The 20,690-nt window shown below is 67.2% G+C and carries 19 protein-coding genes; 4 read left to right on the forward strand and 15 right to left on the reverse strand.

Annotated elements, in window-relative coordinates; translation table 11 throughout:
• Positions 1-60 precede the first annotated feature (60 nt).
• From CA982_RS22220 to CA982_RS22230, 3 genes are all read right to left on the reverse strand, one after another.
• Positions 61-1,335, reverse strand: coding sequence for a glycosyltransferase 87 family protein (locus CA982_RS22220; protein WP_086537350.1), 1,275 nt, complete (start codon positions 1,333-1,335; stop codon positions 61-63).
• A gap of 70 nt (positions 1,336-1,405) precedes the next feature.
• The gene (locus tag CA982_RS22225) at positions 1,406-1,852 is read right to left on the reverse strand and encodes a globin domain-containing protein (RefSeq protein ID WP_086537376.1); all 447 of its coding nucleotides are present in this window, start codon (positions 1,850-1,852) and stop codon (positions 1,406-1,408) included.
• A 113-nt stretch (positions 1,853-1,965) separates the two neighbouring features.
• The gene (locus CA982_RS22230) at positions 1,966-3,237 is read right to left on the reverse strand and encodes a reverse transcriptase family protein (protein ID WP_086537351.1); all 1,272 of its coding nucleotides are present in this window, start codon (positions 3,235-3,237) and stop codon (positions 1,966-1,968) included.
• A 587-nt stretch (positions 3,238-3,824) separates the two neighbouring features.
• On the opposite strand from CA982_RS22230, the gene CA982_RS22235 reads away from it, so the two are divergent.
• Complete coding sequence (locus CA982_RS22235) at positions 3,825-4,343, forward strand: GNAT family N-acetyltransferase (protein WP_086537377.1); 519 nt, start codon at positions 3,825-3,827, stop codon at positions 4,341-4,343.
• A gap of 317 nt (positions 4,344-4,660) precedes the next feature.
• Positions 4,661-5,923 carry an HNH endonuclease signature motif containing protein gene (locus tag CA982_RS22240; RefSeq protein ID WP_086537378.1) on the forward strand — a complete coding sequence of 421 codons (1,263 nt, stop codon included), beginning with the start codon at positions 4,661-4,663 and terminating at the stop codon, positions 5,921-5,923.
• Positions 5,924-6,349: 426 nt separating this feature from the next.
• Here CA982_RS22240 and CA982_RS22245 read toward each other — a convergent pair whose 3' ends face one another.
• The 6 genes from CA982_RS22245 to CA982_RS22270 form a co-directional block, all read right to left on the reverse strand.
• Positions 6,350-7,741 carry an IS1380 family transposase gene (locus CA982_RS22245; protein ID WP_279627982.1) on the reverse strand — a complete coding sequence of 464 codons (1,392 nt, stop codon included), beginning with the start codon at positions 7,739-7,741 and terminating at the stop codon, positions 6,350-6,352.
• A 380-nt stretch (positions 7,742-8,121) separates the two neighbouring features.
• A complete protein-coding gene (locus CA982_RS22250; RefSeq protein ID WP_208618066.1) occupies positions 8,122-10,557 on the reverse strand; it encodes an ATP-binding cassette domain-containing protein in 2,436 nt (811 codons plus the stop codon).
• A gap of 206 nt (positions 10,558-10,763) precedes the next feature.
• The gene (locus tag CA982_RS22255) at positions 10,764-11,174 is read right to left on the reverse strand and encodes a VOC family protein (RefSeq protein WP_086537352.1); all 411 of its coding nucleotides are present in this window, start codon (positions 11,172-11,174) and stop codon (positions 10,764-10,766) included.
• Between the two features lie 19 nt (positions 11,175-11,193).
• On the reverse strand, positions 11,194-11,625 hold the full coding sequence (locus CA982_RS22260; RefSeq protein ID WP_086537353.1) for a helix-turn-helix transcriptional regulator: 432 nt from the start codon (positions 11,623-11,625) through the stop codon (positions 11,194-11,196).
• 41 nt (positions 11,626-11,666) lie between these two features.
• Positions 11,667-13,337: a phospho-sugar mutase gene (locus CA982_RS22265; RefSeq protein ID WP_086537354.1), complete on the reverse strand. Its 1,671-nt coding sequence runs from the start codon at positions 13,335-13,337 to the stop codon at positions 11,667-11,669.
• Positions 13,334-14,563: a glucose-1-phosphate adenylyltransferase family protein gene (locus tag CA982_RS22270; protein WP_086537381.1), complete on the reverse strand. Its 1,230-nt coding sequence runs from the start codon at positions 14,561-14,563 to the stop codon at positions 13,334-13,336. The genes CA982_RS22265 and CA982_RS22270 overlap by 4 nt, the downstream gene beginning before the upstream one ends.
• A gap of 112 nt (positions 14,564-14,675) precedes the next feature.
• On the opposite strand from CA982_RS22270, the gene CA982_RS22275 reads away from it, so the two are divergent.
• Positions 14,676-15,851, forward strand: a complete 1,176-nt coding sequence (locus tag CA982_RS22275) for an NAD(P)/FAD-dependent oxidoreductase (protein WP_086537355.1) — start codon at positions 14,676-14,678, stop codon at positions 15,849-15,851.
• A 20-nt stretch (positions 15,852-15,871) separates the two neighbouring features.
• On the opposite strand, the gene CA982_RS22280 is transcribed toward CA982_RS22275, so the two are convergent.
• The 6 genes from CA982_RS22280 to CA982_RS22305 all read right to left on the reverse strand — a co-directional run bounded on the left by CA982_RS22280 (position 15,872) and on the right by CA982_RS22305 (position 20,086).
• Entirely contained in the window at positions 15,872-16,879 is a 1,008-nt protein-coding gene (locus CA982_RS22280; RefSeq protein WP_086537356.1) for an oxygenase MpaB family protein, read from the reverse strand.
• Positions 16,880-16,998: 119 nt separating this feature from the next.
• Positions 16,999-17,724, reverse strand: a complete 726-nt coding sequence (locus tag CA982_RS22285; protein ID WP_086537357.1) for a VOC family protein — start codon at positions 17,722-17,724, stop codon at positions 16,999-17,001.
• Positions 17,721-18,044: a hypothetical protein gene (locus CA982_RS22290; protein ID WP_086537358.1), complete on the reverse strand. Its 324-nt coding sequence runs from the start codon at positions 18,042-18,044 to the stop codon at positions 17,721-17,723. Before CA982_RS22290 ends, CA982_RS22285 begins: the two co-directional genes overlap by 4 nt.
• Positions 18,045-18,155: 111 nt before the next feature.
• Entirely contained in the window at positions 18,156-18,377 is a 222-nt protein-coding gene (locus tag CA982_RS22295) for a DUF3263 domain-containing protein (protein WP_086537359.1), read from the reverse strand.
• Positions 18,378-18,593: 216 nt separating this feature from the next.
• Positions 18,594-19,724 (reverse strand): DUF475 domain-containing protein, encoded by a 1,131-nt coding sequence (locus tag CA982_RS22300; RefSeq protein WP_086537360.1) that lies wholly within the window; start codon positions 19,722-19,724, stop codon positions 18,594-18,596.
• Positions 19,721-20,086 (reverse strand): hypothetical protein, encoded by a 366-nt coding sequence (locus CA982_RS22305; RefSeq protein WP_425269099.1) that lies wholly within the window; start codon positions 20,084-20,086, stop codon positions 19,721-19,723. Before CA982_RS22305 ends, CA982_RS22300 begins: the two co-directional genes overlap by 4 nt.
• Before the next feature lie 236 nt (positions 20,087-20,322).
• Here CA982_RS22305 and CA982_RS22310 point away from each other — a divergent pair, with 236 nt between their 5' ends.
• On the forward strand, positions 20,323-20,667 hold the full coding sequence (locus tag CA982_RS22310) for an RNA polymerase-binding protein RbpA (protein ID WP_004019027.1): 345 nt from the start codon (positions 20,323-20,325) through the stop codon (positions 20,665-20,667).
• The last annotated feature ends 23 nt before the right edge of the window (positions 20,668-20,690 follow it).

A 20,690-nucleotide genomic window follows, 5' to 3' on the forward strand; every position in this document is an offset into this window, starting at 1 on the left:
CTATGCACCATTGGAACGGATTTTAGCGGTTGTTTCAAGGGGGGCGTTCGCGGAGGGTGTTCATGCAGGTTGCGCGAGCGTGTCGGACGCACGTCCCGAGGCAAGCGCCCGGGGACCGGAGACCCCCAGCGAGATCAGCACGGCCAGGCCCCACAGCAGGTACGACGACCCGACGACGTGCTGCCACCAGGCCCACGACAGCTCGGCGTCGTACCGCTGAGGGATGCGCTGATGCGGCGCGGCAGCGAAGATGACCAGCCCCGAGCCGAGAAGCCACCACCAGATCGCCGACGCCGCGGGGCGCGTCGCGACGTAGGTCAGCAGGATCAGCACCGGGACCACCCAGACCCAGCTGTGATCCCACGCGACCGGCGAGCAGTACAGCGCGGCGAACGCGACGGCGATGAGGGCCGCGACGTCGCGCGGAGTCATCGTCCGTGGGTCTGCCTGCGCCGGTGACAGCAGGCGCCACGCCACCCACGCCACGAACACTCCGACAACGAGCGAGACGAGGAACCACGCCGCGTCGGACTCCACGCCCAAGCGCCCCAGCTCCCCCTTGATCGACTGGTTGTTCGCGAAGTGTGGACTCCCGATGCGGTCGGTGTCGAAGAGGGTCGAGGTCCAGTAGGTGGTCGAGTCGCTCGGTGTCAGCAGATGCCCCAGGGCGGCGTATCCGACCGCCGACACGGCGGCCACGCCCAGTGCACGCCAGTCCCGGCGGACGAAGAAGTACAACAGGAAGACCGCGGGCGTGAGCTTGATCGAGATGGCCAGGCCGACGAGGAGCCCGTTCCACCATCTGCCCCGGCCCAGCAGGACGTCGACGACGACGAGCGTCATCAGGACGATGTTGACCTGACCGAAGTTCAGCGTGTCTCGGACGGGTTCGAGCCAGAGGGCGACCGTCGTGGCAGCCGTTGCGAGCCACCACAGGTCGCAGACCGGCCGGTCGAGGAGGACGGTCAGGACGATCCGGCAGACCACGAGCAGACAGCCGATGGACATCGCGGTGAACAGGGCCTGGCCCAGGCCGAGCGGTACGACGGTGAACACCGAGAACAGAGCGGCGGCCAGCGGTGGGTAGGTGAACGGCAGGTACGAGCCCTCGGCGAGCCGCGGCAGGATGCCGTACAGGTCGCCGCCGTCGAGCAGTACCTGACCTCCCATGCGGTAGACGTCGAAGTCGATCCGGTACGGGGCGGGCGGCTGATTCGGCAGGACGACGATCGCGACCGCCGAACTGAGAACGAAGGCGGCGAGTGCCGCCCATCGGGCCCACGGCGTTCGGAGATAGCGATCCAGCGCACGTCGGATGGTTCCAGCAGCAGTCACGAGCCCTCACTTCCGAGCGGGATCGTATCGCGGGGCGCCCTCGGTGCAGCGGAGCGGAGTCCGGGACTCGTCAGGCGGCCCCGGCGCTGCGTCGACGTGCGCGCGCCGGAATAGCGGACTCGTCCGGGTAACCATCGAGCATGATCGTCGCGATCGCGCCGAGGGCACGATCCCACGCCGATGTCATGGCCGGAGTCCAGGCATCGCCGCCGATCTCGCTCATCGTGGCGATCATGCATTCCGCAACTGCCGTGTACATCGGCCTGGTGACACCGAACCGGGCGTGGCGCCGTCCCAGGGCGTGGAGTGTCGTTCGCAGCCAGTCGGCGTCGTCGACGTGGTCCACCACCGACACGATCGCGCCCCGCAACATCTCGGCCTGCACTCGGGTGTCGCGGCCGAACATCGCGCGGACCGTCGGATACCGGTCGAAGAGGATCTCGTAGAAGCGGACGGTGAGGCCCGAGTCGGGCAGGTCGACGAGAGCGAGACTGTCGTGGAGCAGTTGCTTGTCCATGGAGGGACCCTGGGGCTCGCGCATTGCGGGTGGACGCGCAGCGCGGAAGGCGGAGGTAAACGTGGCCTCACACCGACGGGCCCTACGTGTGAGGTTCGGGATGGTTCGAGTTCCTACGTCTCCCAGTCGACGGTGGCTGCCAGGTCCAGCAGCCGGCGTCGTCGGGCCTCCCCCGTCGCCCCCACCCACGCGATGAGTCCGTAGACGTGCGCGCGGAAATCTGGGTGATCGGCGCGATTCTGCGACGCCGCTCCATGGCGGCGCGCGTTGTGCAGCAGGGCCCTCAGGTTGTCGTACTCGGATCTGGCGACCTGGGGGCGGTCGTTGACGACAAGGCCGGCGAGGCGCTGGCGCTGATGGCTGTGCATGATCCGGACCTTGTCCGGGTGGACGGTGAAACGCTCCGCATCGACGATGCGGAGCACTGTCCACAGCACCCGGTCGGCATCGATCGCGTCGCCCGAGATCGCGAGGTCGTCGCCGTACCGGGTGTACCGGAGACCGTTGCGGCGGGCATAGCCGTCGAGCCGCCGATCCAACGACCGCATCACGAGGTTGGCGAGATGGGGCGACGTCGGTGCGCCCTGCGGGAGATGACGTTCGCGAAGCAGTGCGGCGTGCATGTGATCGAGGCCTCGGAGCTCATCGACAGGCGTTGCCGTGGTGCACAATTCGGCGAGCAGGCGTGCGATGTGGGGTTGGAATCCCGCGTCGCGGAACACCGCGCGAACGCGCTGGACGGTGATGGACTCGAAGCAGTGCCGGAGGTCGACACGCACGACCGCGGGCCGGTCGGTGTGCGGCCAGGCGAACGCAGCCGGCGACGACCCGGGCACGAACCCGCGCGCCGCCGAATGCGCCGGGATGCGCTCGACCAGACGCCTGAGCAGACGCCGTTGGGTCTCTCGCATCCGTGGCTTCGGCGCTTCGATGACACGGACGCCTTCGCGTTTGTCCCGTCGCCAGATGCGATAGTGCCGCAACGGCGGACGCGCCGTTCGCAACCACTGTCCGCGGTCGGCGAACCACTCGAGTTCCGGAACGGTGAAGTCGAGCCAGTGCGCGACCTGCTCAACGTCGTAGAGATCAGGCAGATCGTCGAGCACCGTTCCCGACGACTCCGGTTCATGAAGGACGAGGGGCCGGCGGGGTTGGGGCTCCGGATGGGTCCACGGCGCCAGCGCCTCCAGGACGACCGTTGCTGGATGCCTGGGTTCGTGCGGCGAGAGTTCGAAGATGCGGTCGGCCACGTCGGCGGTGACCTCCGCGGGCAGAAGCACACGAAGCGCGGTCAGCACCTCCGGCCAGGTCCAGGAGGTATATGTCCGCGAGAAGTCCGCAGCGACTTCGGCGGCCTCGTGTGCGCGGAGGAACGGGTCGGTCACTGCGTCGTCGCCTGTGTACGGGACGACTGTCGGTGATGAACGACGGGTGTGGTGACCAGAGCTGTGGTGCAACGGCGCCGGGTGGCACGTGAAGCGTGCGCGCCGGCGTCGGACGCAGGAACCAACTGTGAAGTGCACCCAGGGGTTACCCCTGAGACGGATCGCGACGATCCCCTCTCACCTCGCCCGTCGTTCATCAATCGACATGGTGCCACGAGGGTGCGACAACCGAGTGGAGGACGCCGAGGTCCGCGGGTCAGATGCGCGCGGTTGCTGGTGGCGTGCTGGTGAAAGTGGTTTGTGGGTGGGCGGTCTGCGGATCGTCGGTGTTCCGCTGCAGCTGAGGAACCCTTTCATCTGCCGGATCTCGGGGATCGTTGGTGCTCGCGCGCGTTCGCGCCGAGTCAGCCGGTGGGTGGACTCGGTGTCGACACGATCAGGTGAGTCTCGCGACAGCCTCTGCGACCGTCACCCACACTTCCAGTGGCGCCCTGTCCGGAGGGCCTCCGGATTGTCTGCTTGCCTTCCCGATCGAACTCGACGCACACCGTCTCCTCCGGGTGCGAGGTCTGGTAGACCCGGTCTCCATGGGTAGCTATGACATCCGGCCTGTCGAAGCGAGTGACATCGAGCAGATCTCGGCCGCCCACACCGCCATCTGGAAGATGACCTATCCGGGCATGGTGGACCAGGACAGACTCGATGCACTCACTTCTGCAGAAGCTGCCCTCCGCTGGCGGGAGACGGTCGGAGACTTCGCAGACCATGCTGTGCGCGGGGTCCGGCTCCGATGCGCGACCTGCACTGCCACACAGGAGATGGTCGGCTTCGCAACGAGCGGCCCGGGTCGCGATCGCGACGCGCCCGCACCGACTGAACTGTGGTCTCTGAATGTCGTTCCCCGCCATCACGGCAGCGGCGTGGCCCTGGACCTGATGATCTCCGTGCTCGGCGTCATCGGCGTCCCCGCCTACCTATGGGTCGCCCGCGACAACGCGCGTGCTGTCGCGTTCTACCGCAAACACGGGTTCGAACTCGATGGTGCCACTCGTCGCGACCCCGACTGGGACTGCCGCGAAGAGCGCATGACCGCCACACGAGCATGAACGGCAGTGGCAGCTTCCAGCGGCCGGATGGCAGGACGACGCCGCGCCATTGCCTACGATCCGTCGCCGGTCTGACCACAACTCGTGGGCGCGCCGCTCCCGGGACGGTAGTGATCGGCGATCGAACACCCGACTCGTCCGCGTCCGGCGGCCGCAGAGGCGCAAGTCGACTACGGATGCCGCACTTCCGGTTCGATTCGAAACAGCTGTGGCTGGTGTTCACTGGTGGTGACGATGAAGCGCACAGTCGACGAATTCGGCTACGGTGCAGTGATTCTCGATATCGGAGCTTGTGGAAACTCCTCGTCGTCGAACGAATGTTCCCGTACAGTGGAGTCATGCCAGAGCTCGCCACCGTCCTCGATCAGCTCATCGAGACCGCGCCGCCCGCCGATGACTTCACCGGCAGAGCAACTTTCGACGCATTGCGCATGCTGCAGTTGATCCGCAACACCGTGGATCATCAGATCGTCACCCACACAGCGCAACTCGGCGAACTCGCGGTCGCCCAGAGAACCGGCGGTAGCACCAAGGCAATGCTGATCGAGCTGGGACATGCGCCCGCAGCGGCCCATCGCGTCATGCGAAGCGTCGACGCCCTGCCCGCGCTCCCGGCCGTGGCCCATCACGCCGCCGACGGACACCTGTCCTCGGAAATCATCGACGCCATCGTCCGAGGGATGAGCTCCATCGGGAAGCGGTGTCGTGAAGGGCTTTCCGACAGAGACAAGCGTGCGCACGAGACCGAACTCCTCGCCCAGGCCTTGTCCGGTGCGACGCCGGCGCAGGTACTCGAGTACGCCCGCGGGATCGGCAACGCCCTTGCCGACGCCACGGACACCGGGATCCCCGCCGCGGACGACCCATCGCTGAACACCGTCAGCGCTCGCACCACGGACGACGGACGCGTCGACATCCGCGCCGACGTCACCCAGGTGGTCGGCGAGAAGTTCTTGTCGATGATCGACGAACGCTCCTGCCCGCGGCCCGAACCCGACGGCGCGGCGGATCGGCGTACCGCTGAACAGCGTCGCGCGGACGCCTTCGAGTTGATCCTCGATCAAGCTGCGCTGGGGGCGCGCATCGACAGCGTCGGCAGTCCGCGGACCCAGCTGGTGGTGACCATCCCCGCCGCAGGCACGGACCCGGCACACCTCCCGTGGACCGGGTCCGTCAGCCGCGCGACCGCGAAACAGGTGTCATGTGACGGGTCGTTGACCGAAATCGTCCTCGACGGCGAAGGCGTACCTCTGCAGATGGGCCAGACCCACCGACTGTTCCCATCGCATCTACGCAAAGCAGTGATCGTGCGAGATGGCTGCTGCATCAAATGCGGTGCACCACCCTCACATACGCAGGTGCATCACATCGCGCACTGGGCGGACGGCGGACCCACCGATCTCGACAACGGCTGCCTGCTCTGCCAACGCTGCCACACCCAGGTCCACCACCACGGCTGGGACGTCGTCATGGGCTTCGATCGGCATCCCTGGCTGGTCCCGCCCGCCACCATCGACCCGAACCGACGACCCTTACCTGCCTACAACCGACGCACCATGCGACTCGACGACGCCGCCTGACCGCCGCACACCTCGCGCAGCACCTTCCGCACCCGGCCGGTGACCGGGACCGCAACCGTCCTTTGACAACTCCACAGTGGGATACGACGTGGTCGAGAGTTGGGCACCGCCCCATGTGGGCGAGCTCGCGAGCCGTATAGGACTCCGACACCGGCGTCGCGGGACCCTTCGAGGCTCGTCGCTAACGCTCCTCGCACCTCAGTTTCTGCGGCCTGGCGGCCGTCGTGGACTACGAAGCAACCGTCGTGCTCGGTGCGGCGACCACATTCACTGCTCCCTGAGCCTGGATCTTTCATCTTGTGTGGGGGCGGGTGGGTTGTGGTGTGGGCGTGCGGGTTTTCCGGCGTTGTGTCGCCGGTTCTTCGGTGTCCTGGGTTGTTGGGTGTGGTTGCTGCCGGTGACCGAGTGCGTGGTGGCTGGTGGTGCTCAGGTGGTGTGCAGTGCGGTCCAGCCGGTGGTGATGGCTTCGAGGTGGGGCCAGTTGCGGGGTAGTCGTAGGAGTTGGCGGCGTCCGGATCGGATGATGCGCCCGGCCACGGCGAGGATGCGTAGGGGTAGTTGTTTGGGTTCCCACCGCCGGATTGGTGCGTGAGGGTCCCAGCACAGGGTTTGTGTCCATACCAGCAGTTCTGTTGCCAGACAGACTATTTCTAGCCAGATCTGGTTTTTGGCGAACGCCTGGAACGGCAGGTTGGCCAGTCCGGTGTCTTTGAGGTTGCGGATGCGGTCCTCGGCGCGGGCGCGTTGGCGGTGGCGTAGTTCGAGTGTGGGTAGCGTCCAGCCGGTGCCGTGGGTGTTGGTGGCGAACACGGTGTAGCGGCGGCCTTCGATATCGGTCAGTCGGAGTTGGGCGCCGGAGTGGGGGTACTCGCGGCGGGCGATGACACGCATCCCGTCCGGCCACGGTGCGTCGGTGCTGGCCAAGGCCGGGATTGCAGTGGTGAGTTCGGCGACGTGGGCGTCGAGTCGGGGTTCGCCGCTGGCGTCGACCGCTGGTTGCCAGGCCTGTTCGGGTAGTCGAGCGAGTGCGGTTTTGATGGTGTCGGAGACGATGTAGCCGATCGAGTACTGCAATCCCGCCTCGGTGATGTGGGCGAGGAACTCCTTGGAACATCCCGCGGCGTCGGTGCGCACGAGTACCTGGTCGCGTTCACCGGCCGGCAACTGAGCCAGCGCGGCGGTCAGGGTGGAGATGTGTAGGTCAGCACCTTGTGGTGAGGCACCGCCGCGGCGGAGGTCGCAGATGAGTGGTTCACCGGTGCCGTAGTGGCCGTGATCAACCAAGGCGCACATCGGGGCGTGGCCGTAGTGGCGTTTGTAGTTGATTTCGGCGTGTTCTTTGTCCGAGTGCGCGGTCACGGTGGTGGCGTCGAGATCGACGATGACCTGACCGCCGTCGAAGCTGCCCGGCTGTCCTTGCAGCGGTCGTCGACGCGTCCACACACTGTCTCGGCAGCGTGCGCGGGCCTGGCGGATGGCTGCCACCACTGCGGTGGAATCATCGGCGAGTGTGCTGATCAGGCGAGAGACCGTCGGGTCTGAGGCGACGGGGCCGAACAGGGCGGGTTGGGCGCGCACGATCGACAGATCAGACACACAATCGCCGCCCACCGCGACCGCGGTCGCGAGGTCCAACAGCACTTTGGCGGGGTCGTGAACGGTCCGTGTGGTGGTCCACGGCATCAACGCCGTGGTCAAGGCGGTATCGAGACCGGCGATCTGTATGGTCTCGCGCAGCAGGACCGCGCCGGTGGAGCTGGTCAGTGACTCGCTGCGGTCGGTATCGACAACCAGATGTGGGTAGCGGTTATGCTTCACCTGCGAAGTGCCTCTCTGCCCCGGATCTTTGTTTTGTGGTGATTCAATAATCCACTGGCAGACAGGCACTTTCGCGCATTCACACGCCGACAACCTCACAAAGACATGAAATATCCAGGCTGAGGAGCGAGCTTGCGAGCGTCACGAAGGGTCTCGCAAGCTCGTCTCGCCAAGACCCTTCGTGACGCGCCCTCCGCAAGCTCCGGGCGCTCCTCAGGGAGCAGGGGCTATACGGTTCTTTCGGATTAGGGGGCGGTGGGGGTTGCCGCTTGCGTTCCTCGCACCTCAGGGAGCGGTGGGGGCTGCCGCTTGCGTTCCTTGCACCTCAGGGCGCGGTGAGGGTCGTCGATCGGTCCAGGTCAGTGATCTCCGTTCTGCTGTCAGGCGCCGACGTACTCGGCGAGGTGCTCGCCGGTGAGGGTCGACCGGTCGGCGACGATGTCGGCGGGTGTGCCTTCGAAGACGATCCGGCCGCCGTCGTGGCCTGCACCCGGACCGAGATCGATGATCCAGTCGGCGTGCGCCATGACGGCCTGATGATGCTCGATGACGATCACCGACTTCCCGGAGTCGACGAGACGGTCGAGCAATCCGAGGAGCTGTTCCACGTCGGCGAGGTGGAGGCCGGTGGTCGGCTCGTCGAGAATGTAGACGTCACCCTTCTCCCCCATGTGGCCGGCCAGCTTCAGCCGTTGACGTTCACCACCCGACAGCGTCGTCAACGGCTGGCCGACCTTGATGTAACCGAGGCCGACGTCGACCATCCGGTGCAGGATCTTGTGCGCTGCCGGGAGTTTGGCGTCCCCATCGGCGAAGAAGGCCTCAGCCTGGGCGACCGACATCTCGAGCACTTCGCTGATGTTGCGGCCGCCGAAGGTGTAGTCGAGCACCTCGGCCTGAAACCGCTTGCCCTCGCACACCTCGCAGGGCGCGGCGACGCCGGCCATCATCGCGAGGTCGGAGTAGACGACACCCGCACCGTTGCAGTTGGGGCAGGCACCCTCGGAGTTCGCGCTGAACAGCGCCGGTTTGACGCCGTTGGCCTTGGCAAAGGCCTTGCGGATCGGTTCGAGCAGACCGGTGTAGGTCGCCGGATTGGAGCGCCTCGAACCCTTGATGGCGCTCTGATCGATGGAGACGATCCCGTCCTCCCTGGCGACCGTCGAGTTGACCAGCGAACTCTTACCGGAACCGGCGACGCCGGTGAGCACGACCAGCACGCCGAGTGGGATGTCGACGTCGACATCGCGCAGATTGTTCGCATCGGCGCCGCGGACCTCGAGATGACCACTGGGCGCACGGACCTCGTCCTTGACGGCGGCACGATCCTCCAGATGGCGGCCGGTGAGTGTGTCCGCCGCGCGCAGTTCGTCGACGGTGCCCTCGAAGACGATCTCGCCGCCGTCGGTGCCCGCGCCGGGGCCGATGTCGACGACACGGTCGGCGATCGCGATCACCTCGGGCTTGTGCTCGACCACGAGGACCGTGTTGCCCTTGTCCCGCAACGCGCGCAAGAGGTCGTTCATCCGGGTGATGTCGTGCGGGTGCAGCCCGATCGACGGCTCGTCGAAGACGTAGGTCACGTCGGTCAGCGACGACCCCAGGTGCCGGATCAGCTTGGTGCGCTGGGCCTCTCCGCCGGACAGCGTGCCGGCCGGTCGCTCCAGCGACAGGTAGCCGAGACCGATGTCGACGAACGCGTCGAGATGATCGCGCAACGCGGTGATCAGGGGCGCCACCGACGGGTCGTCGAGCTCGGCGACCCACTGGGCGAGGTCGCTGATCTGCATCGCGCATGCGTCGGCGATGCTGATGCCCTTGATCTTCGATGCGCGCGCCTCCGCCGTGAGGCGGGTGCCCTCACAGTCCGGGCACTGCGCGAAGGTGATCGCGCGGTCGACGAAGGCGCGGATGTGCGGCTGCATGGCCTCACGGTCCTTGCTGAGCATCGACTTCTGGATCTTGGGGATCAGACCCTCGAAGGTGATGTTGATGCCCTCGACCTTGATCTTCGTGGGCTCCTTGTAGAGCAGGTCGTTGAGTTGCTTCTTGGTGTACTTCGCGATCGGCTTGTCGGGGTCGAAGAAGCCGCAGCCGCGGTAGATCCGGCCGTACCAGCCGTCCATCGAATAACCGGGAACGGTCAAGGCGCCCTCGTTGAGTGACTTCGTCGAGTCGTAGAGCGCGGTGAGGTCGAAGTCGGAGACGTCCCCGCGTCCCTCACATCGCGGGCACATGCCGCCGGTGATGGAGAAGCTGCGTCGCTCCTTGACCTTCTGACCGCCCTTCTCGATCGTCACCGCCCCCGCCCCGCTGATCGAGGCGACGTTGAACGAGAAGGCCTGCGGTGAGCCGATGTGCGGGGTTCCCAGGCGACTGAACAGGATACGCAGCATCGCGTTGGCGTCGGTGGCCGTGCCCACGGTCGAGCGGACATTGGCTCCCATGCGTTCCTGGTCGACGATGATCGCGGTCGTCAGACCTTCCAGGATGTCGACGTCCGGACGCGCCATCGACGGCATGAACCCCTGGACGAACGCGCTGTAGGTCTCGTTGATGAGACGCTGGGACTCCGCGGCGATGGTGCTGAAGACCAGCGAGCTCTTCCCGGAACCCGACACGCCGGTGAACACCGTCAGCCGACGTTTGGGCAGATCGACGCTGACGTCCTTGAGGTTGTTCTCGCGTGCGCCGTGGACGCGGATGATGTCGTGCGTGTCGGCGGGGTGAACGCCGTCGGCCCGCACGGCGTCGACCTTCTTCTCGGAACGGGTCGCGGTTCGGGCAGGTGGGGCGGTGCGCGTCGCTCGGCTCATCGTCTCTCCATCAGGGCAGCGACCACCGGTTGACGGTCGTCGGGGTTCGGGGTGCTCGTGTCGTTCCGAAGGATCGGTTCCGCAGGATCGGTGCGCGGACTCCCGGTCGATCTAACCAGGGTGGAGGGCACGGTCGCGGCGGGTTCTGCGTCGACACCCGCGACAAGTGCTTCCGAAGGCGGAAATCGACCGGGTCCGCACATCTCTCAGCCGGCCTGGTCGATACGGATGAGGTTGCCTGCCGGGTCACGGACGGCCGCGTCACGCACACCGTACGGCTGGTCCATCGGCTCCTGCACGATGTCCACGCCGCTGCCCTGCAGCTTCTCGAACAGTCCGTCGAGATCGTCGGTCGCCAGCGTGAGGGCACCGTAGCTCCCCTTGGCGATCAACTCGAGAATCGTCTGGCGTTCCTCGTCGGAGATGCCGGGATCCGCAGCCGGCGGATGCAGGACGATCGACGTGCTCGGCTGACCGGGCGGGCCGACGGTCAGCCACCGCATGCCCTCGTAGCCGACGTCCTTGCGGAGTTCGAAGCCGAGGAGGTCGCGGTAGAAGCCGAGGGCGGCGTCGCCGTCGGTGTGCGGGAGGAAGGTGTACTGGATCGTGATGTTCATGGGATCAGGCTAGGCAGTCTCACCCGCGCTGTGCTTCTCGATTCCTGATCGGTCTGGTGATGTTCTTCGCCAGACAGGCCGGTATCCCGTCCGTCGCATCGGCCGACTGTTCGCGGTAGACCGTCGGCGGCACCCCGACGAGTTCGGTGAACCGGGTGCTGAACGTGCCCAACGAGGAACAACCGACCTCGAAGCACACCTCCGTCACGCTCAGGTCGCCGCGCCGGAGCAGGGTCATCGCCCGTTCGATGCGACGAGTCATCAAGTACGAGTAGGGCGATTCGCCGTATGTCTGGCGGAATTTGCGACTCAGATGCCCGGCCGACATGTTCACCCCACGGGCGAGCGCCTCGACGTCGAGCGGTTGCGCGTAGTCGCGGTCGATACGGTCGCGGACCTGACGCAGCAGGGTCAGGTCACGCAGACGCTGATCGGAATCGGTTCGCGGCACCCGTCGATCGTAGTGCGCGGGTGGTTCGGTGCGCTGGAAGTTCAGGCCTCGAGCACCGCCGCGATGTCGGCACCGAGTGCGTCGAGACGACGCGAGGCCTCGGCGTGGGGTACGACACCGTCCGAGCAGTCCAACACGACCTCGAGGTAGCACTTCAGTTTCGGTTCGGTGCCCGAGGGGCGGACGACGACGCGGTCGTCGGCCGCAGTACGCAGCAGGATGCCGTCCGTCGGTGGCAGATCGGCGGATCCGTGTGCGAGATCCCGGTTCTCCACCACCGGCGAGCCGGCCAGCCGATCGATCGTGGTGGACCGGAGGCGCTCCATCATCTCACCGATGAGCGCGGTGTCCTCGACGCGGATCGTCAACGGTGCGGTGGCATGCAGGCCGTGGTCGCGCGCCAGTCGGTCGAGCTCGTCGGTGGGCATGCGGCCGTCGCGGGCCAGTTCCTCGACCAGGGAGACCACCCGCACCATCGCGCCGATGCCGTCCTTGTCGCGGACCGTGTCCGGGTCGGTGCAGTAGCCGATCGCCTCCTCGTAGCCGAAGCGCAGACCTGGTGTGCGGGCGATCCATTTGAATCCGGTGAGCGTCGCCGCGAACCGGAGCCCGTGGTGGGCGGCGATCCGGCCCAGCAACCGGCTCGACACGATCGAACACGCCAGCGTGTCCCCGGGTCGCCCCGAGTCGCGCGCCGCCTGCTCCCCCAACAAGGCGCCGACCTCGTCGCCGGTCAGCTGCCGCCAGCGGCCATCCGGACCGGTCGTGGCGACCGAGCAGCGGTCGGCATCGGGGTCGAGTGCGATCACGACATCCGCGTCGACGTCGCGAGCGAGATCCAGGGCGAGATCGAGGGCACCGGGTTCTTCCGGGTTGGGAAACGGCACGGTCGGGAAGTCCGGATCGGGATCGGCCTGGGCCGCCACGACATGGACGTCGCCGATCCCCGCTTGTCGCAACACATCTCGGGCAACGCCACCGCCGACGCCGTGCAGGGGCGTCACGACGACGCGGACCGGCGACGGACCGGAGTCGGGTCGCGCCGCGGCGGTCCGCTGCACGTAGGTGCGGACGATCTCGTCGTCGAGATGGATCACGGCCGTGGAGTCACGCGGTACCTCATCGGCGGGCGGCGCCTGCGCGATCCGGTCCGCGATGTCGGCGTCGGCGGGCGAGATGATCTGGACTCCCCGGCCCGCATCATCGCTGGCGCGACCGCCCAGATAGACCTTGTAGCCGTTGTCGGCCGGCGGATTGTGCGAGGCGGTGATCATCACGCCGGCGTCGCAGTCCAGCGACCGTGTCGCGTGAGCCGTCACCGGGGTCGGCAGCCGCGGCGGCAATGCGAACACGGTGATCCCCTGCGCGGCAAGCACTCCGGTCGCAGCATCGAAGAACTCCGCCGAACCGTACCGGGCGTCGCAACCGACCACGACACGTGCATCGGGACCGACCGTGTCGAGCAGATACCGGGCGAGACCGGCCGTGGCGCGGGTGACGACGGCGACGTTCATCCGCGACTCGCCGGCGCCGACCTCGCCGCGCAGGCCCGCCGTTCCGAAGGTCAACGGGCCGGCGAAGCGGGCGGCGAGATCGAGAGCGGAAGCGTCGTCGCCGGTCTCGGCGGCGTCGATCAGTTCGGTGAGCACGGCTCGGGTCGACGGATCGGGATCGTGGTCCCGCCAGTGTCGTGCGGTCTCGACAGCTGTCACCGGATTCGGCGGCCCGGCTCGACGCGGTCACCGAGGGCGACGCGGGCACCGCGCAGGATCTGCGTGTCCATGCCGACGAGCGTGATCTTCTCCGTCGGTACCGGACGCGTCCGCGGGTGCCCGCCGATCACCGCGTCCGCACCGACACGGACGCGCTCGTCGAGGACCGACCACGCGACCGATGCGCCGGTGCCGATGACACAGTCGCCGAAGACGACCGAGTCGACCACGACCGCGCCCTTCTCGACGACCACCCCCGGTCCGAGTACGCTCCGCCGGACGGTTCCGAGCACGTGGGCGCCGCTGCTGACCAGGCTGTCCTCGACGACCGCCCCGGTCTCGATGCGCGCGGCCGGACGTTGCGGCTGATTGGTGAGGATCGGCCGATCGCTGCGGAAGACGTCGAGCGACCCGGAGATCAGATCGCGGTGCGCCTGCAGGTACGTCTCGGGCCGGCCGGCGTCGATCCAGTACCCCGGCATCGCGTGGGCGACGGTCTTGCCGCGGTCGACGAACCACGGCACCAGATGTTCGCCGAAGTCGCCCAGGCCGGTGTCGTCCTTCGGCGAGCCCTCGGTCGTCCGGCTCTCGAGGTATTCGAGGCCCTCGATCAGAACGGCGGGGTCGTAGACGAAGATCTCGGTGGCGATCGTGCGCGTGGTGGCACGCTCGGGCTTGTAGCGGAACTCGCGGACCGTCCCGTCGCGGCGGGCTTTCACGGTGGCGTGCTGGGTGGCCTCGTCCAGCGGACATGTCGTGGTGACGACGGTGCATTCGGCCCCGTGGCGGCGGTGGGTTTCGATGGCGTCGCGGAAGTCGAAGTCGTACACGTGGTCGGCGCTCATCACGATGACCTCGGCCGGCGCATGGGCGGCGATGCGGCCGCGGATGCGGTACAGGAGGTCGGCGTTGCCGGTGGCGAAGCCGTCCTCGGTCTCCGCAGCATCGGTCTGTTCGGGCATCACGACGCGCAGACCGCCGCTCGTGCGGTCCAGGTCCCAGGGCCGGCCGCCGGCCACGATCTGTGTGATGGTCTCGGCCTCGTACTGCACGCAGAGCCATACATCGTCGATGTGACTGTGATGCAGGTTCGACAGCGGGAAGTCGATGAGCTGATAGTTGCCCGCGAACGGCAAGGCGGGTTTCGCTCGCCGATCGGTCAGCACCTCCATCCGCGAACCTCGTCCGCCGGCCTGCACTATCGCGAGAACCTCCGAATACCGCATCACCCCAGTCTGCCGCACACCGCCGGGTGTGCCCGGATAGCGGGGCCGCGGGACTCTCCGTGGCATGCTCGACCACAGATCCGTCGGTCGGGTCTGACGAGGAGGTACACCGGTGGCGCGCATCCGCCGGGCCGAGCACGCGACGAACGAGCGTGTCGAGGTCGACTGTCTGGTCATCGGTGGCGGGATCGTGGGTTTGGCCGTGGCCCGCGCGTTCGCACTGCAGGGACGCGCGGTCGTCGTTCTGGAGGCCGCGGATTCCGTTGGCGCGCAGACGACGTCGCGGAGTTCGGAGGTCATCCACGCCGGCCTCTACTATCCCGAGGGCAGTCTGAAAGCGAGACTGTGCGTCCGCGGTCGGCAGTTGCTGACACGCTTCTGCGACGAGCACGACGTGACCTGGGCGCAACCGGGCAAACTGATCGTCGCCACCGACAGCACCCAGAGCGAGCGACTGGACGAGATCTTTCGACGCGGCCTGGCGAACGGAGTCGACGACCTGCGGCGGATCGGCGCCGACGAACTGCGCGATCGTGAACCGGAGATCGACGGCGTCGCGGCCCTGTTGTCACCGTCGACCGGAATCGTCGACGTCGACGGTGTGGTTCGTGCGCTCCGCCGCGACCTCGAGGCACTGGGCGGTGCGGTGGCGTTACGCAGCAGGGTGATCGGCGGGCGCATCGACCGCGACGGTGTCACCGTGCACACCGATGACGGTGAGTCGGCCGCCACGCGGATCCTCGTCAACTGCGCCGGGATCGGCGCGTGGCAGGTGGCCCGGAGCCTGACGGGATTCGATGGGCCGGTGCCGCCCCGGTTTCTCGCGAAGGGCAACTACTTCGGGCTGTCCGGCGTCCGCGCGCCGTTCCGGCACCTCGTGTACCCCGTTCCCGCCGACGGCGGATTGGGTGTGCACTTCACGATGGATCTCGGGGGGGCCGCGCGATTCGGGCCCGATGTGGAGTGGCTCGACGAGACTGCGGGCGAGACCGTCGCGAAAGACGAGCTCGACTACGCCGTCGACGAGGCGCGCGCCGGAGCATTCCAGCACGCGATCCGCACCTACTGGCCCGGATTGCCCACCGACGCCCTGGTTCCCGCGTACTCCGGGATCCGGCCGAAGGTCACCGGGCCGGGGGCTACTGCCGGCGATTTCGAGATCCACGGCCCGGCGACTCACGGAGTCGCCGGTGTGGTCAACCTGTTCGGCATCGAATCGCCGGGCATCACGTCGTCGCTGGCGATCGCCGAACATGTTGTCGGTCTGGTCACGCCCCCGACGACGTGACCAGACCGACCGGGGAGAGCTCAGCTCTGCTGCGACACAACCGGCTTCGGATGGTACTGGTAGGCGGCACTCGCCTTCTCGCGCACCTTCATGGCCTGGATCGCGTCGTGATGCCGCCGAGCGTGATATGCCAGCGGGAAATACGTGAGCCGCTCGGGCAGGGTGCGGTAGGCGAACCGCAGATTGCGGTGGATGCGCTCGAGGTGCCGTTGCTCGGCGTCGGTCCAGGTGAGCCCGAGGATCTCGCGGACGCGTGGATCCATGACACCGACCGTGGTCAGGTAATTGAAGTTCTGGAACGGCACCGAGGCGGTGGCGGCCGCCTTCTTGGCGGCGGGTCGCAACGGTTTGGGGACCGACTTCGGGATGACCGGCGCAGCGCGCATCTGGCCGATCAATTCCAGGGCGACCGGGTGGCGGACCAGTTTGTTCTCGATGAAGTCGTCGAAATACTCGTCGAACTCCTCCAGGGTCTCCGGATAGTTGTTCATCGGCACCTGGACGATCTTCGCGATGCGACGGTTGTCGCGTAGGAGCTCCCGGCGCTCGTCGAGGGTGAAGTGCCGGCCGAGCACCAGGGGCGCGGCGGTCTCGATGGTGGGCAACGCAGTGGCGATCACCCAGGCGTACGCCTCCGGGTTGAGCGCACTGATGTGCTTGCCGTCGGCATTGCGCATCTGCAGTGGCTGGTGCAGCTTGCGCAGCCGCTTGCCCTCTTCCAGAGCCTCCTGACCGCCGTAGGTCCAGCGCAGCACGGAGTCGGCGGACCGGATCGCACGGCCGACGGGATCGGTACGGAACACCGAATACTTGTCGACGACATCGCCGATGACCGGGTGCATCACCTGCATCACGAAGGCCGCCCCGTTGATGGGAAGGAACGTGTACATCCCCGTGAGCTCGGCGGTCAGCGAGTCCGGCGGGATCAGCTCGATCTCCTCGTCACGGTGGTTGAGCAGAGGCTCGGCCGCCACGGGGTTCCCGATTTCGGGTTCGGTCGTTGTCCGTTCGTCATGTACCGCGGTCATGGTGCCCCCAACAATGGTCTCGGAAACTGCTAATTCGACAACATTTGTAGTCAGATTAGCGCAGGTATTCACGAAAACCCACCGTTTGCCGGATTTCGGGCACCGGCCGCGAGCCGGACTCAGGCCTCGGGGCCGATGACCACGGTCCGCGTGGCGAGTTCGCGGTGACGGACCGTGAAGATCCGCGTGCCCTTCTTGCGGCCGACGCGGATCTCGCTGAGATCGAGCCCCGCTGCCGTCAGGCGCGCATGGGTGGCGTCGACGTCGGTGGAGCGCCACGCGACGCCCCAGAGTGTGACCGGCGAGGACGGCACCGGGTCGGCCGGCGGCCGCGGCGCCGCGACCACCTCGACGATCAGGTCGCCCCGCCGGAAGAACAACTGGCGGGCGTCCTGCCCGATCGGCTGATCGAGCCGGAAGTCGAGGTCGAAGGTGCCCGCGAACAGTGCGACGGCAGCATCTCGGTTGTCGCAGGTGAAGACCAGATGGTCGAGACCGATGAGGTCGCTGCCGGGGTCTGCGACGGGATCGGGGCGCGCAGCGATCCCGACCGCGGAGGTCTCGCCGAGCGCGCCGAGCGCGGAGTCGGCGAGCGGGTGACCGCGCCGATCGAGCAGGCGCCGGGTCGCCGAGACGTCGTCGACGGTGAAGTAGACGTCATGGGTGTCGGCCTCGTCCGAGCGGGCCCGCAGCGAGAGCACGACGTTGCCGACCGCGACCGCCCGGCGGCCATCGGTGCCGGCACCGACCTCGCGCCCGAGCAGCCGCTCATGGGTCGCTGCGGTCGACGACGGGTCGTCGCTCGCGAGATCGACGAGGGCGTGTGGTCCCGGCAGTATCGTCACCGCTTCTTCTTACCTTTTCGACGACGGGCCGCCGGCGGCGGCACCCGTCGATGGATCAATTGCGCGGAGCTGGTGATATGCCAAGCGCCACAAGAGCACTCGTAGTACCGCAGCTCCGGCGACGTGCCGATGAGGTGGCGGCGCAGCCGATCGATCCCCTCGCGCGCGTCGGCGGGTGAGGCGAACGGCAACTTGTCGGGCGTCGGGCAGGGCGGATAGTCGACGCCGCCGCGGCGGGCGCGACGATGTTGATCGCGAAACGCGGTGCGTGCCTCGACGTCGCGATAGAACGCCTCGAGATCGTCGTCGGAGAAGGGCACCTGTCGATTATCCCCCCGGGCGAGCGCTCGTCGCGCCAGGCGGGCCGGGTTCAGCGCAGACGGATCGAGAGCAGACGCATCAGGCGCCTACTGACCTGAACCAGCCGGGGATCAGCGAGCCATCCAGAGTCGGCGGCGGATGACCTCACGCATACGACGCAGCTCCGATGCCGTCAGCGCCGACGGCGGATCGGTGTCGACCAGACGATTGACCTCCGAGAAGAAGTCCCGATCCGTGAGACCGAACTCCTCGCCGATCTGCCGGGAGGAGCCCCCGCCCAAGGGATACCAGTTCGTCTCGAACTGGACCATCTGCTGCTGCTTGCTGTCCATGGAAGCCACCGAATCTGCGTTTTCGACCTAGAACCCGAACGTGCGTCGCCGAGCCCCGACGGCAGTTACCTCTACCTCGGGCCAGCGCGTGATGCACGTCACCGACGTCGTCATTTTTACACCTGTCGACCGACAGAAGACAGCAGGTGGCCCAGGCTGATTCCAAAGGTGCCTCAAACGTTCATCGCACGTTCGAGGAGACTGCCGGACCGACCCTCAGACGGCCAGCCGGTCGGGGTGAGTCGCGCGGGCCTCGCGCCTGTTCGCGCGAATGCTGCTCGCCAGCGACGCGCCGATGAACGCGACGCCGACGAGCCCGGTGACCACCTCGTTGATCTCCACCTCGATGCTGATGAGCAGGATCGCGGCCAGGGCCCCGATGGCCCAGTGTGCGCCGTGCTCGAGGTAGCGGTACTCCCCCAGCGTGCCCTTGCGCACGAGGTAGATCGTGATGGATCGCACGAACATCGCGCCGATGAAACCGAGACCGAGCGCGATGATGATCGGGTCCGAGGTGATGGCGAACGCACCGATCACCCCGTCGAAGGAGAACGAGGCGTCCAGCAGCTCGAGGTAGAGGAAGAGGAAGAACCCGGCTTTGCCGGTGGCCGCGGTGACCGGATGCGGGCCGGGCCGTCCCCGTCCGGCTTGCTGTGCCTCGGCCCCGTCTGTATCTGCCCCGTCTGGATCTGCCATGAACAGCGAACTCAGCCCGTCGACGGTGATGTAGGTGACCATGCCGAGGATCCCGGCGATCAGCACCGTCGCGCGGACCTCGTCGGGTGCGAGGAACTCGGCGGTCAGCACCAGCGCCAGGGAGGCGAGGACGACGGCCAGCTGGTCGAGCTTGCCGAGAGTGGCCAGGGGTCGCTCGAGCCACGTGAGCCATGTCTGCGGCCGCTCGGTGAGCACGAAGTTGAGGAACAGCAGCAGCAGGAACATCCCGCCGAACGCGGCGATCTGCGGATGCGCCTCGGTGAGGATCGTCTCGTAGCTGGGTTGACCATCGGCGAAGTGCGTCTGGCCCTCGGGCGGCGGGTTCATGGCCAGGTCGAGCGCCTCGGCCGGGTTCAGGTTGCCGGTGATCCACACGATCAGGAGCGGGAACAGCAGCCGCATACCGAACACCGCGATGAGGACGCCGACCGTGAGGAACATGCGCTGCCAGAACGCACTCATCCGTTCCAGGATGGTCGCGTTGATGACCGCGTTGTCGAAGGACAGCGAAACCTCGAGGACACCGAGGATCGCGCAGAGCGCGACTCCGGTCCAGCCGAGGTACAGATAGGCGACGACCAGCGCCACCAGGGTGACGACGAGCGACGGTGCGAAGATGCGCCCGGTCACCGCAACTTCTCGGCTTCCCGCGCGAGCTCGAGCAGAGTGTCGGTGAGGCCGGCGAGCACGTCGTGGTCGGCGCGTTCGGCGACCGCCGTGCCGAGGTCCTCGGCGGCACACCGGAGGGCGAACATCCGGTCACCGAAGTCGGCGGCCTCGGCCGAGGAGAGGATCACCGCGTCGTCGGGAATGGATGTCCCCTCGAGCAGCGTTCTCTGCTCGTAGGCACGCTGCCTGCACGAACGCTTGCAGTACTTCCGACGCCGCCCCAGCTCGGAGTCCACCATCGTGCGGCCGCACCAGGCGCACGAGTAGGGCCGCCGCCGGCGCGCGGCGCCGGTGTCCACACGGTGCGAAGTGCCTGGTTCCACACCGAGACCGTACCGCTGTAGCCAGTAGCCCCGCTCGCTGCGTTCCCGGCGGCGTCGGCCGCGCCGACCACGCCGGGCGACACGGGTCGTCGCCGATGACGAACCTGCGCGGGAATGCGCGTAGAATGTTCCTGTTGACGACCCGAAAGTCGCTCGCAGTGCTGCGCGCGAACCAGGAATGCAACAGAGATCTCCCGGCAGACCGGGAGATCCGACGAAGTTGAGAGGAACCCTTCATGGCAGATCGAGTACTTCGGGGTAGCCGCCTCGGCGCGGTGAGCTACGAGACCGATCGAGACCACGACCTCGCGCCACGACGCATCGTCCAGTACCGCACCGACAACGGCGAGATCTTCGACGTGCCGTTCGCCGACGACGCGGAGGTCCCGTCGAAGTGGCCGTGCAAGAACGGCATGGAAGGCACCATCCTCGAGGGCGCCGAACCCGAGGAGAAGAAGGGCAAGCCACCGCGCACCCACTGGGACATGCTCCTGGAACGCCGCAGCGAGGAAGAGCTCGAAGTGCTGCTCAACGAGCGCCTCGACCTCCTCAAGCAGCGCCGCAAGGGCATCACCAACTGACACCGCGGGCGCCCGACGCCCGA

Source organism: Gordonia lacunae (assembly GCF_002149015.1).
Taxonomy (GTDB): domain Bacteria; phylum Actinomycetota; class Actinomycetes; order Mycobacteriales; family Mycobacteriaceae; genus Gordonia; species Gordonia lacunae.